The following is a 17,005-nucleotide window of genomic DNA, read 5'->3' on the forward strand; positions in this document are numbered from 1 at the left end:
GTGCATGCACTTTTTTTATCGCTTGTCTCTATCTCTGAAGCAACGCTACTATTAAGGTCTGAAGATCCATTTCAATGAATTCTTCTAGCTGGTTTAATCATACTTGATTAGTCCTCCAGAGCAAGGATGATGCTTCCCTGACCAGGAATCCGTAGTTGCCCATTCGTTAGCGTAGCCTCTTGGAGACTGTAAACAGCCTTTTCTACTTGAATACCCAGGGTATCAAGTGCAAACTCCAGCGTTTTATCTGCCAGTTGATGTAAAATTAAGTAGGTCGTGCCCTTATAATTTCTCGTGTAGGCGAGTAAACTTTTCTCTGCCTTAAAGGCCTCTTGGTTTACTTGACCTAAATCCCCCAGTGCCAGCACATCATGTGTATTGCGCAGGCGAATAATCTCTTTATAGAAATTAAAGTAAGAGCTAGACATAGACCTTTGAATGGCCAGTGGTGTCACTGTTTCGTCCGTGCTGTATAGGGCCTCTATCCAAGTTGTTCGCCCCTTATCATTGGCTTTAATATCCCATAAGAAAGGCTCTCGAATCTGCTCATCAGGCTTAAGGCCAAGCATTCCTATCTCTTCTCCATAATACAAGTAAGGCGCGCCGGGCATACTCATTAGTATTGTGATCGCTTGCTTGAGTTTTTTTGGATCTTCTTGCAGCTTATTCAGTAGGCGAGGTTGATCGTGATTAGAGCTAAAGGTTGCATCTATAAAATCATCCGTAATGCCTTGGTAGAAGTCTAAAATCTCTTTTTGTCGATTTACCAGTAGCTGTCCATCTTCTTTTTCGAAGGCTTCCACAAGCGTGTAATGAAAATCGAAATTAAACAACGCAGGCAAACCCGGCAAATAAGGCGCCACGACCTCTTTCATATCGTACACTTCTCCGACCAAATAAACATCAGACTTGATGGCGGTCATCCTATCGCGAAATTCTTTCCAGAAAGCATGATTGTCTTCCGGTCTATCATCTGGAAAGATATGCTTGGCAGCATCTAGGCGAAAACCATCCACGCCGACCTCCTCTAACCAAAAGGCGCCGATAGCATAAATCTCTTCACGTACCTTCGGATTATCGAAATTTAAATCAGGCATACCTCCTATAAAGAATCCATAGTAAAAGTCCTCTCCAATACCCGGATCATGCCACTGCCGGATGTTGTCACTATCGCGCGTAATGGTTTTTTTATTAATAAAGTCTGCAATAGTATCTTTTTGAGCCCAAACATAATAATCTCTGTAAGGATTATCACGTCCCTTTTTGGACTCTAAGAACCAAGGGTGTTCACTGGAGGTATGGTTGATAATTAAATCAATAACGATTTTTATATCTTTTTGCTGCGCCTCTTTGACAAGTGCTTTAAACTCCTCAAGTGTCCCGTAATCGGGGTGAACATCTAAATAATCCGTCACATCATATTTGTGATAGCTAGGAGAGGGCATGATAGGCATAAACCAAATGGCATTGGCGCCCAGTTCTTTTACATGATCTAATTTCCTGCGGACACCATTTATGTCACCAATACCATCTCCATCCGAATCAAAAAATGATTGAATAAAAATCTCATAGGTAATCCCGGCCTGCGGCCAGTGATTTTTAACCTCTTGCTCTCCTTTATGTTGACAGGCAAAAGTCATGGCTATCCATACTAGGGCACAAAGACCGCTAAATTTTTTCATAGTTTTTTAACTGTTATAATCGCTGTAGGTTCTCTCTTCCTATCGGAAGGCTGCGCTATGAAAAAGAAAAGCCACCCGAAAGAGCGGCTTTTCCACTAAAACTTCAATTTACTTAATTACGGTTTACTGCATTTAGCATATCAAAAGCTACCTCCAGACGTTTCACAAAGTTCTCCTCTCCTTTACGCAACCAAACACGTGGATCATAGTACTTCTTATTCGGGCCATCTGCGCTCTCCGGATTACCTAGCTGTGACTTCAAGTATCCCTCGTTTTTCGTGTAATACTGTTGAACCCCTTCCCAAAACGCCCACTGCATATCGGTATCGATGTTCATTTTGATAGATCCGTAGCTATTTGCCTCACGAATTTCTTCTACCGAGGAACCTGAGCCTCCGTGGAATACGAAAGAAACAGGTTTTCCGCTTGTACCAAACTTCTCATTGATGTAATCTTGAGAGTTTTTCAAAATAATCGGCTGCAGGGAGACATTTCCTGGTTTATACACGCCATGTACATTTCCGAAGGCTGCTGCCACAGTAAACAGATCACTTACCTCTTTTAATTTTTCGTATGCGTAAGCCACCTCTTCGGGTTGTGTGTACAGCTTGGAGCTATCGACATATGTATTATCGACGCCATCCTCTTCGCCACCCGTAACACCAAGCTCAATTTCGATAGCCATCCCGAGCTTAGAAAACTTCTCAAAGTAGGCCACCGAGGTGCTGATATTTTCTTCTAAAGACTCTTCCGAAAGATCCAACATGTGGGAGCTATACAGAGGACGCTTGAAGGCTTCGTAATATGCCGCCCCTTCTGCCAGCATGCCGTCTATCCAGGGCAACAATTTTTTCGCTGCATGATCGGTATGCAGGATGACAGGTATCCCATAAGCTTCTGCCATGCGATGTACGTGCTGAGCACCAGAGATAGCACCAGCCACAGATGCCTGCTGCTGGCTATTGTCGAGCCCCTTACCTGCGAAAAACTGTGCACCACCATTAGAAAACTGAATGATGACTGGAGAATTGACCTTTTTTGCCGTTTCTAATACTGCATTAACTGTGCTGGTATTAATAACATTTACTGCAGGTAAGGCAAATTCACTTTCTTTCGCATAGTCAAGAAGGTCTTTTAGCTCTTGTCCGTACTTCACGCCTGGTTTGAATTTCATGATAATCGAGGTTAAATTATTTTTTTAAAAATCTTTTTCTATGGATACCTCTGGTATCAAAGATTTCAAAGATATAAAGTCCTGATTGAAATTCCCGTACATCTATCGCTAAATTATCACCTTGATTGACGAAATGTCCTTCATTCATTACTTTTCCGGTAACATCGATAACCCGATAGGTGAAAGCTTGCATGGTTTCTGGGAGCGTTACGTTCAGCACGGTGGTAGCAGGAACTGGATACAATTTGAACCCTGTCTGATCCACTTCTTGATTTTCAATACTCGTAATCACATCGGTCATTAAAATAGATTCCTGAGGAGTAGGCAGAGGTGTACTTGTGTAAAGAATAAATTCGCTCGGCCGCAGACGGATGGTACGCGTACCTCCTGTCACAGTAACCGCTTCTCCTGTAAAATGATTATACCATGTTCCATCGTAAGGAAAAGTCACTGTGACTGTATTAGCCGCAGTAAGGCTAAAATTACCATAAAGCACGATATCCGTTTCCTCATCACGAATGGTAATGTGTTTGATGCTACTTCCTGAGAGAGCTAACTGTACATCTTCAGGCTGATTAAAGAAATTGTAGTCATTTTTTAAACGCATCATTTCTTGATACAAGAAGAACAATCGTTGCCGTTCTGGATCGTCTAAATACTCCCAGCGTGTCGGCTTAATGCCCAGTCGATCGTTATTTAACTCCAAATCATAACCGAATTCCTCAAACTGCCATAGCATCTTAGGGCCCGGAATAGCAAAGAAAAACGCAGCCAATAATTGATTTCTATTAACGGCATTATTTAACTCTCGAATATTTATAGGAGAGGTACGGCCATTGATCAGCGACTCCCACATAGTTCGCTCTTCATCGTGGCTTTCCATGTATGAGACCAGATTGTTTTTCGCCCAACCTCTCGTTTTAAAATATCCGTAGTCGAAATTACGGGCATTTCCTTTCGCCATTTCACGGAAATCAAAATTCATGTTTCCCCAAAAAAGTAAGCCATAATCTGCCAGCTCACGCTCTTCGGAATTATCTGCAAAGTGCTCGAGAATGAGATAAGAATCCGGAAAATCTTTTTTCACCGTATCGTAAATGTTTTTCCAAATGCGTATCCGAGATTCATCGCGCTGTGACCAAAATCCAACATCATCTCCCGAATTCACCTGTGTAAAACCTTTACTTAAATCATAACGGTAACCGTCAAATCGGTACTCCGATAGCCAGTAATGATTTACAGAATCCACAAATGCCTGAGTGTAGGGACTTTCATGGTTAAAATCATATCCGACATTAAACGGATGCTTCGCTACCCGATTTAACCAAGGGTTATCGAGTGTAGGCGCACCGAAATCGCCATCGTTATACAAGCGCACAAATGGACTTTGGCCGAAGGCGTGGTTTAAAACCATATCCAAAAGCACCACCATATCCCGCTTATGCGCTTCATCGATAAGGCGCTTCAAATCGTTCTTCGTCCCATAGTACTTATCTGTAGCGAAAAAGAAGGAAGGGTTATAGCCCCAAGAGATATTTCCTTCAAATTCCTTTATGGGCATTAACTCGATCGCATTGATGCCCAGTTCTTTCAGATAATCCAGACGTTCGATCACAGCTTCATAGGTGCGTCGATCGTCGAAATCCCGAACAAGAAGTTCATAGATAATGAGCTCCTCAGTTTTTGGCTTCTTATAGGTGGTATATTTCCACTCGTAAGGGGTCTGAGCTGTCTGCAAATAAGTTGCTTGGAAGCTGGTTTTGCCCTCCGGGAAAGGCTGTACCCCCGGATGCCGATTTTCATTTATGATCTCTTGATCATGAAAGGGATCAGAAGTCATATCGGCATAGGGATCCCCGATTCGGATCTGACCATCTACCAAATATTGAAATATATAAGGCTTCGCCGGCTCCAAGCCTGTAATCTTCAACCAAAATAGCTCTCCTGTAGGATCTACAGCCATCTGAAAATCAGGAAGCACCTGCCAGTCGTTAAAGTCACCGATCACATAAACATTTTTCTTTTTGGGTGCCTCCAAAACGAGGAGAACTTCTGTATCTGATAAGTAGTTGATTCCTTTTTTTGCCCCTTGGGGCAATGGCAGTACAGGTGAAGGCCCTGCCACATTGATGCGTAATTCAGACTCACTGCTTTGTCCATTCGCCTCTGCCGTGGCACGAAATAATACGGTACCTTCGGCTTCCGCTGTAAATCGGTAAGCAAGACTTGTGGCGTCTGACGCTTGCGCCACCTGGCTACCGTCCTGAAAAAGTTTCAGAGTTGCCTCCTCGGGGCTCTGCAAGAGAATGTCTACGCTCTCCCCCACTGTAAGCAGCTGATTTGGAGTTGGTGAAGCAAAAATAACTTGAAACCCTTGACTTAAATTGATAAAAATATCACTATTCGTCTCAGACTTTCCTTCACGTGTTCCTGCAGCATTCCGAAAAACCATGCCGACACGAAAAATAGGCGTCTCCGAAGAGACAGTAAACAGATCTCGGGGGCGAAAAGTCCATTCCCAAACATCCGTTTCACCGGAAACTCTGCGCATTTCTGCATTAGGATCGGCAGTTCCCCAGGTAAAAGGCACATTCGCCCAGGTGCTGCTGTTTGGACCAGCTGTCACTGCACCGATATGGATGTATACGGGAGACTCTCCTACTAAATTAGATGTTCCCTGCCGGGCGTCATATCGAATAGTAATTTCCTGCTCTGCACTAGGAAAACCAGGGCTGACGGTTACCTGAGCGTGAAGCTGTGTAAAGGGGAGTAAAACGAAAAAGCTTAACAGCAAGGGTAAAAACTGTTTCATGTATTTTGGGCGTTTACTTGTAAAAACAAAGCGCGCTACACAGAGGGCTGCATAGCGCGCTTTGCCATTTAATTATTTTTAACGATCTCGTAAGATACCTGACCAGGAACTTTCCAATCCATGGTGATCGTGTAATTTCCAGCCGCTGGCACAGGGATATTAGCGCCGTCTGCTTCTAGCTCACCGTCGGAACCACCATAGTTAAAGTCCCAATTTTGATTTGCTCTAAACTTCATCTCACCCTCGACCAAGTCTAAGGTAATGGAGAGCACATTTTCATCTGCATTAAAGCCCATAGGAGTTTCTGAATCCCAGCCTCCAGGAGTAGCACTTCCGATAATTCCCCATACGAAGACATCTCCAAGCGTGAAAGTCATATCGTTTAAGTCGACCGTTACAGTCTGCGTTCCGAAGGAGGCCACTTCGATATTTCCTCCACCTGGAACTAGGGTCTCCCCGTCATCAGAACCGAAATCCGCATCCCAGTTCGGCTCAGGAGTAAATTTAAACTCGCCAGAACCGCTTAAAACGTGAACAAAACCAGTAAAAACATTATCAGAATTCTCCGAAAAAAGCACCGTGTTCATGTTAGCAGGGTTCCAACCTTGATAATCACCAGGAACATGAAGCATAGGAAGCTCGAGCGCATCCGCAAAAGCAGTGATCATAATCATCGTAGCTGGTCCATTCAGTGAGGGCATGCCCTCTGCAGTGGCGCGAACGCGGAAAGCCATTTCACCCGCTTCATTCGGCATTAAACCTCTACTGAGCACACGTCGATTAATATCATCAGCCGTAACTGTAAGCACAGTAGTTGTTCCTTCTACTAATGTCGCCGCATTTTGAAAATTATTCCCTGGAGCATCCATTTGAAGCGTATAAATCACTCCACTTTTCGGCACGCCGAAGTCAGCAGGACTCACCTCAAAAACAAACTCAGCATCCCGTTCATCGACAGAAAGAACAAGGGCCGAAGGTGGAGACAATAAAGAGGCCCCCGTCTGTTGAATAATACTGGGCTGTTCTACATCGTTACAGGCGAATGCTCCCGCTACCAGCAGGGCGAGCATCCATACTTTAGATAAAACTCTCATGTTAATTGGTATTTATTGTTTCAAGTGATAGATTTTTTAAGTTAAATAAAAAGACCTTAAAATACAATTCGGGGAACTTTTGCTAAAATTTACGTCCTCATTGCATTAGGATGTTCTTTGAATCTATGCATTTCCAAACAATCTACCAAAAAAGATCGTGAAAAAGAATCTAAAATTATTTATGCAAACGTCGCCGCAAACGATTTCCTTTAAGAAAAAAAAGTATCTCATCTAAATTAGTCTCCCCTTCTTAAGACATTTTTTTTAACGCTGCATACGAAATCCATGAAAATACTGTAACTTGGATCATTCAAAAAGTACAATTTATGAAGTCGCACCAAGCTACCATAAAAGATATCGCGCGCCTGTTGAATATTTCAAGCTCTACCGTATCGCGGGCCCTAAAGGATTACCCCGGAATAAGTCAAGAGACAAAAGACAAGGTGAAGAAGCTAGCGGCTGAACTGCATTACCGTCCAAATGCCGTAGCCCTCTCTTTGCGCAAGCAGCGCTCCATGATTATCGGCGTCGTCATCCCTGAAGTCGTACATTTTTTCTTTTCCACCATCATCGGAGGCATCGAAGAAGTCGCACAAGCACATGGATATACCGTTATTCTCTGCCAAACAAATGAAAAATTCGAGCGGGAAAAAACAGCTTTACAAACACTTCTCTCCAACCAAGTAGATGGCCTGCTGGTAAGCTACAGCAAAGAAACCGAGAACTTTGCGCATTTTACTGCCCTACAGCAAGAGGGCGTACCGCTTGTCTTCTTCGACCGCATCCCCCCCCTCTCAGACGTCATGGGCGTGACCGTTAATGACTACCTCGGCGCTCGACAGGCCACTGAACATTTGATCCAACAAGGCTTCAAAGCTATTGCGCACCTATCAGGTCCGAAAAATCTTTCCTTGTCACAGGAACGGATCCGCGGTTATCAAGACGCTCTTTCTGGCCATCAGCAAGCCTACAATCGGGTAGTCGCCTGCCCGGAAGGAACCCTCGAAGAAGCCCAAAAAATCACCCAAAAGCTGTTACAAGAAGTAGACCCGCCCGACGCAATTTTTGCAAGTAATGACCTAGCCGCGGCGGGTGCCATGCAGGCCGTGCTGGACAGGGGTCTCGACGTCCCAAAAGACTTCGGGCTGGTGGGGTTTTCCAACTGGCAATTTTCGGGGCTTATCCGTCCTTCACTTAGTACCATAGAGCAGCACGGAAAACAAATCGGCACTGAAGCCATGAGTTTATTACTTAAAAGCATGCAGAAACAGCCCATAGACTCACCGAACTTGGTCCTAGAGACCACGCTTATCGCTCGAAATAGCTCGAAAAGAACTGAAAGTTAACACGAATCGAGCGCGCATTAGAAAAAAAAAATAAAAAAATGTGCAAACGATTGCTACATTGATTCTATTTAAATGAGCCCATTTTATTAGTTTACTACCAAGCGCTTCTCCCCGTCCTACGAATTCGCTAATTTTTTTCAGAAGATCGATTTTTATAAATTGCTTTTCAGAAACTGATGAAGAGGAATTATGGAAGAACTTATCGCCACCACGCAGCGGGCCACCAACCAGCGGATAGGAAATTTAACCACCTACGAAACCACACCCTATGGCATCCAAGGGAAAACACCGGAAGCACAAGTAAGTATCTCTTGCTACGGATCCGGAACCTTTCGCATCCAAATAAGTAGGGAGGGTTTTCATCCCAACCCGTATAGCGTCATCGCCTCTCCTTTAGCGGACAGCTTCAGAATCCAGGAAGAAGCCGAAATGCTCATCCTTTCTACTGCGGATATGCAGCTCCATGTGCATCGCTATCCTTTTCGCCTTCAGTTTTTTACACCAGAGGGAACACTTCTTCATGAAGATGACCCTAGTTTCGCCGTCTCCTGGCTAGGAACCGAAGTAACCAATTACAAGACGCTGCGCGAAGGCGAAAAATTCATCGGACTAGGTGAAAAAACAGGCCCACTAAATCGGGCAGGAAATGCCTACACTAACTGGAACACAGACTATTTTGCTTATGGAGTAGGCGATGATCCTCTGTACATGTCCATCCCTTTCTACATCGGGCTCTATCAGCACAAAGCTTACGGCATTTTCTTGGACAATAGCCATAAGACAGTCTTTAACTTCGGTGCCTCGAATAGACGTTTTTCCTACTTCAGCGCCGAAGACGGTGATATGGACTATTACTTTTTCCATAAACCGACCGTAGCAGAAATTATTACTGCCTATACGGCCCTGACGGGCAAAATGGAGCTCCCCCCGCTTTGGACGTTAGGCTTCCAACAATGCCGCTATTCTTATTACCCTGACCATGAAGTGCTGCGCATCGCACAGACATTCCGAGACAAACAACTTCCTGCGGATGTTATCTATCTCGATATTCATCACATGGAAAAATACAAGGTGTTTACCTTCGACGGAGAAAAATTCCCAGACCCAAAAGGGATGATTGATGCTCTGCATGCAAAAGGCTTTAAGGTAGTGGTCATCATGGATCCCGGGATAAAGATCCTTGAGGGTTATGCTCCCTATGACGAAGGCAAGCACAAAGATCTATTCGTCAAATTCCCCGATGGCAGCGTGTATGAGGGGCAAGTCTGGCCAGGCTGGTGTGCCTTTCCCGACTTTACTGCCGAAAAAACCCGCTCTTGGTGGGCGGAGAAAATGAAATATTACACGGATCTAGGCGTAGATGGCTTCTGGACAGACATGAATGAGCCCGCTTCCTGGGGGCAGTTTACCCCAAACCTTATCGAATTTGACTACGAGGGAGAGCAGGTAAGTCACCGTAAAGCGCGGAATGTCTATGGCATGCAGATGGCGCGAAGCGCTCAGGAGGGTAGCCGCATTCAAGTGCCAAATCAGCGGCCTTTCGTGCTTACACGTGCTGGTTTCGCCGGGATACAGCGGTATGCAGCGGCTTGGACTGGAGATAATGTTTCTTCAGACGAACACATGCTGGCAGGGATTCGTCTTGTGAATAGTTTAGGACTTTCAGGGGTGCCTTTTTCCGGCTATGATGTAGGTGGTTTCGCTGGCGAGGCCAGCAAAGGACTTTTCGCACGCTGGATGAGCTTGGCAGCCTTCTCCCCTTTTTACCGGGCCCACTCCATGATTAATTCGAATGCCGCTGAACCCTGGGCTTTCGGTGAGGAAGTAGAAGAAATTTCTAAAAACTACATGCGGCTTCGCTACCGCATGCTACCCTTACTTTACAGCTCTTTCCGTGAAGCTACACACTCAGGACTCCCCGTTCAGGCTTCCTTAGCTCTGCACTATCCGCATGATTCCAGTATCTACGATAGCCAGTACGAAAATCAGTACCTTTTTTGTGATCAGCTACTGGTGGCTCCCGTCCGCTCGGATGAGAAAATAACAAAAGTATACCTCCCGGAAGGGGACTGGTACTACCTCTACGATGATACGCGGTATGCAGGAAATCAAGCCATTTACGTGGAAGCACCCCTCGCCTATCTCCCTGTCTTCGTAAAAGCCTCGGCACTTCTCCCATTAAGCGAAAACGGTCTATCTACAAGCGCTCTCAGCTCTGATACTTTGGAATTACATGTTTACCTAGGCAAAAAATCCTACTCTTTCACCTACTATGAAGATGCTGGAGACGGCTTCCAATATGAAGATGGGGATTTTTATGCTCAAGTGATCAGTTGGGACGGCGCGCATAACCGCCTGCGACTTGAGGCCTCAGAGGGCACTCGATCTACCCGGAAAAAAGAAGTAAAGATTTATTTCCATGGCGCAGCGAATGACCTGACCGTAGCAGAAGAAGAGCACCCACTTGCAGTACGAAGAGAAAATTATGCCTTCCTAGCACAGCTAAGCGAATTCGACCCTCTTCCCGAGCACGAAAGAAGATTCACCCAAGTAAAGAATCTCGCCTACGTAACGCTTCCATTAACAGGAGAAGCACATACGCTACAACTCCATTTTTGATTTCTTTAGCTCTTTTACTGATTACCCCAGATGACCCAGCCAATAACCACAGCCGTGAAGCCCAAACTTAGCTTTTGGCAAATATGGAATATGAGCTTTGGATTTTTAGGAATCCAATTTGGTTTTGCCCTTCAGGGCGGTTTTATGTCCCGAATTTTCCAAACGCTGGGAGCAGAAAAGGATGCCATCCCCATTTTATGGATAGCAGCACCTCTTACAGGTTTAATCGTGCAGCCCATCGTAGGATACTTGAGCGACCGGACTTGGCACCCTACCCTAGGCAGGAGAAGGCCCTTTTTCTTGATCGGGGCGGTGCTTTCTTCTATCGCGCTATTTTTCGCACCCTACTCTTCCGCCCTTTGGATGGCGGTGGGGGCCCTCTGGATCTTAGACGCTTCCATAAATATCAGCATGGAGCCCTTTCGCGCTTTAGTGGCAGATAAATTGCCCGACAGTCAGCGTAGCTATGGTTTCGTAGTACAAACGCTCATCATCGGTGTCGGAACTTGGGCGGCAAGTAATCTCCCATGGATGATGACCCAGCTGGGCGTTCCGAATACAGCCGCTCCAGGAGTGATACCTGACTCGGTTAAGTTTGCCTTCGCCGTGGGTGCAGGTGTACTTTTTTTCAGTATTCTTTACACCATCCTGACGACCAAGGAATACCCACCCGAAAACTTAGCACAATTCGAAAAAGAGAAAAAAGCGACGGAAGGTTTTTTACATGGATTTACAGAAATCTTTACGCAGATTTTCACGATGCCAAAGGTAATGGTACAGCTGGGCGTGGTGCAGTTTTTTAGCTGGTTTGCCTTCTTTATTCTATGGTCTTTTGCGACCCCTGCTATTACAGAGCACATTTTCAAAGCTACCGATACTGCATCAGCAGCTTATAATAATGCCGCCGACAAGGTAGGGAACTACTTAGGTACCTATGGACTGGTGTCTATGCTCTATGCGCTTATCCTTGCATTTATCACGAGTAAAATTAAAATAAATCGCCGCGCCTTTCATATGTTTGGCCTATTCTGCGGCGCACTAGGCTTCGCTTCCATTTACATCGTCGAAAACCCCGCCAACTTGCACTATAGCTTCGCGCTCGTGGGCATCGCCTGGGCCAGCATTCTTTCCATGCCTTATGCCATGCTTTCTAGTGCTGTACCAGCAAAAAAGATGGGGATCTACATGGGAATTTTCAATATGTTTATCGTCCTACCTCAGATCGTAGCAGCTGTCGGGGGGATTAACTTCACTTATAAATTCCTTTTTGGCGAAGCCACCATAAACACCATGCTCCTTGCAGGACTCAGTCTGACGATAGCAGCCCTCGCGAATTTGTTTATAAGTAGTAAAGCAGCTATTTTAGATGGCTATGTAGATCCTTCCTTAGAAGAAAAAGGATAAACTATTCAGGCCTAATCCCGTTTAAATGGTTGCATGGAGCAGTTACTAATTACCGGAGTACCCGAACATTTTAATTACCCCTGGAAAAGAATTGTAGACAAACAGCCTTTTCTAAAAAAATACGAGACGCAGTTAATTTGGGAGGATGAACCGAAAGGTTCTGGGGCTATGAACCGCTCCTTACGCGATGGCAATACGGACCTTGCGATCGTGTTAACCGAAAGCTTTATTGCTGATAGACTGGCGGGCAACCCTGCCAAAGCACTTGGCTTCTACGTGGAATCCCCTCTCATTTGGGGCGTGCACACCAATCCGCAATTTGCAGATAAAAGCATTACCGATCTTAAAGAAAGCCAAATTTTGATCTCACGTTTTGGATCTGGCTCTCACTTAATGGCATTTTTGTTAGCAGAAAGAGAAGGTTTTGGTCGTGCTCAGCTGCAGTTTGAAGTTATAGGCGACCTTCAGGGTGCGCTTCGCAGCGCAAAAGGTAAGACTCCGAAATTATTTCTTTGGGAAAAGTTTACCACTTCTCCTTTTGTACAACAGGGTAAATTCGCGCGTATAGGAGAAATTCCTACTCCCTGGCCCTGCTTTGTATGTGTAGCGCGACCCGAAGTGGTGGAGAAACATCAGCCCTTATTGATTGAATTACAAGCGCTCCTCTGGCTAGAAATTCAGGAGCTACAAGGCGACCAGAAACTGTATCAGAAAATTGCAGCTATGTATCAGCTAGATCCAGAAGAAACTCGCTCTTGGCTATCCAAGACCTCGTGGGCTACAAGCGCATACATGAGCAGGAGCAGTATTACGACCACTATGGAATTCTTACTTCGTGCCGGAATTATCACACAGACGGAATCAGCGGAATATTTTGTTTTTCCTGAATTTGTGCGTTTAATCTAAATAGTGTATGCCGAATCTTTGCACAAAAATAGCTACAGTCTCTCCCTCTTTATAACTTCTATTTCTCCCCTGTATAGCTTATGAAAGGACCCCTACCACATAGCGCCTTAGATAGTATCCACAGGGCCTTTCTGCGTCAAGCCAGTACAGAACTAGACTTTTTCGCACAGGTAATCCAGACGCTTTGTGAAGAAGCAATACTAGGATTAGCACTAAAGAGCGAAGAAAATTTTTACTGTTTAGAATATTCAACTCTTAGCTTGGTAGCCTCTCCCCTACTTGCCTCTAGGTCAGCTAGCCTTTTCGATCAGCATAAAACGTGGATGGAAGGCAAGTTTGTTGAAGATTTAGTTGAGAAAGTAAAGACAAATGACGTTCAAAATCAAACACATTGGGCTGCATCCAATACCACATGGTGGATCACTTTTCCAGTTGAAAGCCCTGTGGCAGATAAAGTTATTTTTTGGCTGGCCGTCCCTGATAAAGTATCTCGCGTTAAATTACCCCTTAACTTGCTCTCACAAGGGGTTCTCGGACTAGAAAAAAGCTTGCGCCAGAGGGAGGAGCTGCACTTACTAGGGCAGGAAGTAATTCGCTTACAAAACGAAAATACGCAGGTGACATCCCTTCTGAATGCCTTTCCAGACATGCTCTTTGTTTTAGACGAAAAGGGCACCATCTTAAAGGTACGTGCTGGAAACACAGAGGACCTGGTCATGTCCGCATCAGCCATACCTCTGCATAACATTCAAGACCTCCCGGGACTTGCACCAGATACATTCGCTAAGTTTTCGGAAGCGGTACATCGTATTCAATCAGGAGAGAGCCACACGCTTTTCGAATACCATACCATAAAAGACAAAGAAATACATTACTTTGAAGCAAATATGGCTTCCTTTGGCGAACGCCAATATATTGCCATTGTCCGAAATATTACACAGGTTAAACATATCGAATCCGATCTATTTAAAAGCAGTAAACTATTCGAACAAGCGGGGAAGCTAGCCAAAATCGGAGCCTGGGAATATGATTGCTTGACGCATAAACACCACTGGTCACAAGTAACTAGAGAGATCTTAGGCTATGATCCACAAGCACCTGAGCCTAGCGTAGAGGAAGGGCTTCGACTGTATCAAGAAGAAGAAAGTTTTCAGCTTATCAGTAAGGCTTTCAATCTAGCGGTTCAAGAAGGCATACCCTATGATGTGGAGTTGCGCGTAAAAACATATACAGGCGAAGAGATCTGGGTTCGGGCCCTAGGAATTCCCGTAATGCGTGAAGGGGTTTGTCAACGTATTTTCGGAACCTTTCAAGATATTAGCTCTATTAAAAGAGGACAGGAAGAGCTTTCCTTAAAAGTTAAGGAATTCAGCGCACTTTTTGAAAACATGGGTCAAGGTGTGGTGTATAACGACCACACGGGGGCTATCATTCGTGCCAATGACGCTGCTCAAGAAATTTTAGGCTTAAGCCTTGAAACATTACTGAATAGCAGCTCGATAGATCCCCGCTGGCACATTATTACAGAAGAAGGTATGCCCGTCCCTGGTGAGCAGCAACCTGCCATGCGAGCATTAAAGTCTGGCCAACGCGTAAAGGATCAGGTGCTCGGCGTCTACATTCCCGCTGAACAGCGCTATCGCTGGATTTTAGTGGATGCCACTCCAGAATTTATGCATGAGGAAGAGAAACCCTTTCGCGTTTTTTCTACCTTCACTGATATTTCAGAGCTAAAGGATTTCGAAACCAAACTTGAAGAGAAGCGAGTTCACTTACTTTCTATTATGGAAAGTTCAGTAGACGGCATTTGGTCCATTGACCGGGAAATGAAACTTACCTATGCCAATGAAGTTTTTAAAAATGATTTCTATAAACTATTGGGTAAAACCATCCATGCCGGAGATATGCTATTACCCAAAATGTCAGAAGAAGGACAAAAGTTTTGGTCGGCCCAATATACAAGAGGCTTGCAAGGTGAACGGTTTAACTTTGAGTTTCATGCGACGTTTCAAAATGGAGACACACACATTTACAAGGTAAATTGCAATCCCATTCAATTAAAAGGTGAGGTAATCGGATTGGCTCTTTTCGGAGCAGATAAAACGAGAGAGCGCTTGTATACGCAAGCGATCGAACAACAGAACCGACAGCTTCGAGACATTTCTTGGAGTCAATCACACCTAGTGCGAGAGCCCTTGACTAAGATCATGGGTATTTGTCAGTTAATCAAGGAAACTGGTATGGATAAAGTCGAAGAGCTCGAACTAATCCCTGCCTTACTGCTAGCGAGTGAAGAAATGGATCAGGTGATCCAAAGAATTATTCAAGAAGCCAACGCCTCAAAAAAATAAAAGCCAGAACCGAAGGCTCCAGCTTTTTACTTTTTATGCTACTTTAAATCAGCCCAATCCCAATCTTCATGTAACTGTTTCATCGCATGATGCGCCGTAAGGTCAAACTGACAGGGAACGATAGAGACGTAATTATTAGCGATTGCCCACTCATCATTATCTTCTCCCTTATCGAAATTTACAAAATTTCCGGACATCCAGAAGTACCGGCGCCCATTTGGATCATAGCGCTCAGCGAACTCCTCTTCCCATTTGGCATGGGCCTGACGGCAAACTTTTATGCCTTTAATCGATTCATTTCGCTTGGGGGGAAAATTCACGTTAAGGGCAGTTCCTTTACTCATCCCATTTTTAAGCACTTGCGCCGCTATTTTATAAACATATTCTTCTACATGGGAAAAGTCTGCTTTATGGGAAAAGTCACACAGTGAGAAACCGATGGAAGGATACCCTTCTATGGCTCCTTCTATCGCAGCCGACATGGTGCCCGAATACAGCACAGAGATACTGGTATTACTCCCATGGTTAATACCGCTCACGATAAGGTCAGGCTTTCGTTCTTTTAAAACATAATGCTTCGCTAGTTTCACACAGTCAGCAGGCGTACCGCTACATTTATACGCCTGTACACCGTCGAAAATATCTTCTTCCACTAAACGTAGCGTCTCTCCTATGGTTATGGCATGTCCCATACCAGACTGGGGGCTGTCCGGTGCTACCACCACGACATCCCCCAGCTTTTTCATTACTTGCACTAAGACACGGATCCCTTTCGATGTGATCCCATCATCATTAGAAACAAGGATTAAAGGTTTTTTCGTCATTTGACTATTTTAATTGATTATAATATGCGGTAATGCGCAGAAGATCTCCTCTTTTATCATGAGACAGTCGGTTTTTACGCATAAACAAATCTACTTCGTCTGCTTTATCATCGAAAAAGTCGAATAATTCACGCTTCTTCTGAGAGTAACGCTGGATTCTGCCATCCTTAAAGAAGTAGAAGTTAAAAGCTAAGCGATAACCACCCATCATCGGGGGCCCCCACATCGGGTTCATCATCATGGGCCCCATCCCCATGCCCATATTGCGATTATCTGTTACTACATGCTCGCGACACAGCAGGGCAATATCGTCCCCTTCGGTTAAAATTTCGAAAAACACTGGCGTTTCATAATCGCCTGCATTTAAAGCGAAAGGCAAAGAATAAAATGTACGCACACCTCCATAGACCTCGTCGAAGATTTCAAATTGAAAAACATTCGATGATCCGAAGGTCTGCACAGCCTTATCGGACTGTAGCTGTACGACATTATTATCTAAGTCATATTTAACTAAACCTCTGTATACAGCATTATCAGCAGTCACGATCTGCCCCTTGTGCCACATCTGGGAAGGAAACTGACCTTGCGCAAACAGCGCAAAACTAATCATCAGCCCTAAAAGTGTAAGTCCTGTTATTTTCTTCATATCTTTGATTGCTTTACCCAATATACTAACGAAATTTAAGCCAATCAGGTTAATGCTCCAAAAAATAATTCTGAAAATAACCTATAATACAACTAGGGAAGCTCATAAAGAGCTCCAAAAAGGTGTTTTTTTTAAAGTAACTGCTTG

11 protein-coding genes are annotated in these 17,005 nt (G+C 44.6%); 5 read left to right on the top strand and 6 right to left on the bottom strand.

All coding sequences use genetic code 11. The features are described from left to right. Nucleotides 1-107: 107 nt before the first annotated feature. From ACXIT9_RS03205 to ACXIT9_RS03220, 4 genes are all read right to left on the bottom strand, one after another. Nucleotides 108-1,640, bottom strand: coding sequence for an alpha-amylase family glycosyl hydrolase (locus ACXIT9_RS03205; protein ID WP_458054833.1), 1,533 nt, complete (start codon nt 1,638-1,640; stop codon nt 108-110). A gap of 154 nt (nt 1,641-1,794) precedes the next feature. After that, nucleotides 1,795-2,856, bottom strand: a complete 1,062-nt coding sequence (gene fbaA / locus ACXIT9_RS03210; RefSeq protein WP_458054800.1) for a class II fructose-bisphosphate aldolase — start codon at nt 2,854-2,856, stop codon at nt 1,795-1,797. 16 nt (nt 2,857-2,872) lie between these two features. Beyond that, the gene (locus tag ACXIT9_RS03215) at nt 2,873-5,668 is read right to left on the bottom strand and encodes an alpha-amylase family glycosyl hydrolase (RefSeq protein WP_458054801.1); all 2,796 of its coding nucleotides are present in this window, start codon (nt 5,666-5,668) and stop codon (nt 2,873-2,875) included. 68 nt (nt 5,669-5,736) lie between these two features. Continuing rightward, nucleotides 5,737-6,762, bottom strand: a complete 1,026-nt coding sequence (locus ACXIT9_RS03220; RefSeq protein WP_458054802.1) for a SusE domain-containing protein — start codon at nt 6,760-6,762, stop codon at nt 5,737-5,739. A 326-nt stretch (nt 6,763-7,088) separates the two neighbouring features. Between ACXIT9_RS03220 and ACXIT9_RS03225 the strand changes: the two genes are divergently transcribed. The 5 genes from ACXIT9_RS03225 to ACXIT9_RS03245 all read left to right on the top strand — a co-directional run bounded on the left by ACXIT9_RS03225 (nt 7,089) and on the right by ACXIT9_RS03245 (nt 15,388). Next, nucleotides 7,089-8,108: a LacI family DNA-binding transcriptional regulator gene (locus ACXIT9_RS03225; protein WP_458054803.1), complete on the top strand. Its 1,020-nt coding sequence runs from the start codon at nt 7,089-7,091 to the stop codon at nt 8,106-8,108. Nucleotides 8,109-8,297: 189 nt separating this feature from the next. Further along, the gene (locus tag ACXIT9_RS03230; protein ID WP_458054804.1) at nt 8,298-10,727 is read left to right on the top strand and encodes a TIM-barrel domain-containing protein; all 2,430 of its coding nucleotides are present in this window, start codon (nt 8,298-8,300) and stop codon (nt 10,725-10,727) included. 30 nt (nt 10,728-10,757) lie between these two features. Next, entirely contained in the window at nt 10,758-12,131 is a 1,374-nt protein-coding gene (locus ACXIT9_RS03235; protein ID WP_458054805.1) for an MFS transporter, read from the top strand. A 168-nt stretch (nt 12,132-12,299) separates the two neighbouring features. After that, the gene (locus ACXIT9_RS03240; RefSeq protein ID WP_458054806.1) at nt 12,300-13,037 is read left to right on the top strand and encodes an ABC transporter substrate-binding protein; all 738 of its coding nucleotides are present in this window, start codon (nt 12,300-12,302) and stop codon (nt 13,035-13,037) included. Between the two features lie 80 nt (nt 13,038-13,117). Then, on the top strand, nt 13,118-15,388 hold the full coding sequence (locus ACXIT9_RS03245) for a PAS domain-containing protein (protein ID WP_458054807.1): 2,271 nt from the start codon (nt 13,118-13,120) through the stop codon (nt 15,386-15,388). A gap of 38 nt (nt 15,389-15,426) precedes the next feature. Here the strand turns inward: ACXIT9_RS03245 and surE are convergent, their stop codons facing one another. Continuing rightward, entirely contained in the window at nt 15,427-16,212 is a 786-nt protein-coding gene (gene surE, locus ACXIT9_RS03250) for a 5'/3'-nucleotidase SurE (RefSeq protein ID WP_458054808.1), read from the bottom strand. A gap of 4 nt (nt 16,213-16,216) precedes the next feature. Continuing rightward, entirely contained in the window at nt 16,217-16,858 is a 642-nt protein-coding gene (locus ACXIT9_RS03255) for a hypothetical protein (protein ID WP_458054809.1), read from the bottom strand. Nucleotides 16,859-17,005 lie beyond the last annotated feature (147 nt).

This window comes from Nitritalea sp., from assembly GCF_054166705.1.

What these genes read in the sequence shown, in the direction of transcription:
- ACXIT9_RS03205 (WP_458054833.1), bottom strand. Translation starts at nt 1,640, where the DNA reads ATGACTTTTGCCTGTCAACATAAAGGAGAGCAAGAGGTTAAAAATCAC.
- fbaA (WP_458054800.1), bottom strand. Translation starts at nt 2,856, where the DNA reads ATGAAATTCAAACCAGGCGTGAAGTACGGACAAGAGCTAAAAGACCTT.
- ACXIT9_RS03215 (WP_458054801.1), bottom strand. Translation starts at nt 5,668, where the DNA reads ATGAAACAGTTTTTACCCTTGCTGTTAAGCTTTTTCGTTTTACTCCCC.
- ACXIT9_RS03220 (WP_458054802.1), bottom strand. Translation starts at nt 6,762, where the DNA reads ATGAGAGTTTTATCTAAAGTATGGATGCTCGCCCTGCTGGTAGCGGGA.
- ACXIT9_RS03225 (WP_458054803.1), top strand. Translation starts at nt 7,089, where the DNA reads ATGAAGTCGCACCAAGCTACCATAAAAGATATCGCGCGCCTGTTGAAT.
- ACXIT9_RS03230 (WP_458054804.1), top strand. Translation starts at nt 8,298, where the DNA reads ATGGAAGAACTTATCGCCACCACGCAGCGGGCCACCAACCAGCGGATA.
- ACXIT9_RS03235 (WP_458054805.1), top strand. Translation starts at nt 10,758, where the DNA reads ATGACCCAGCCAATAACCACAGCCGTGAAGCCCAAACTTAGCTTTTGG.
- ACXIT9_RS03240 (WP_458054806.1), top strand. Translation starts at nt 12,300, where the DNA reads ATGAACCGCTCCTTACGCGATGGCAATACGGACCTTGCGATCGTGTTA.
- ACXIT9_RS03245 (WP_458054807.1), top strand. Translation starts at nt 13,118, where the DNA reads ATGAAAGGACCCCTACCACATAGCGCCTTAGATAGTATCCACAGGGCC.
- surE (WP_458054808.1), bottom strand. Translation starts at nt 16,212, where the DNA reads ATGACGAAAAAACCTTTAATCCTTGTTTCTAATGATGATGGGATCACA.
- ACXIT9_RS03255 (WP_458054809.1), bottom strand. Translation starts at nt 16,858, where the DNA reads ATGAAGAAAATAACAGGACTTACACTTTTAGGGCTGATGATTAGTTTT.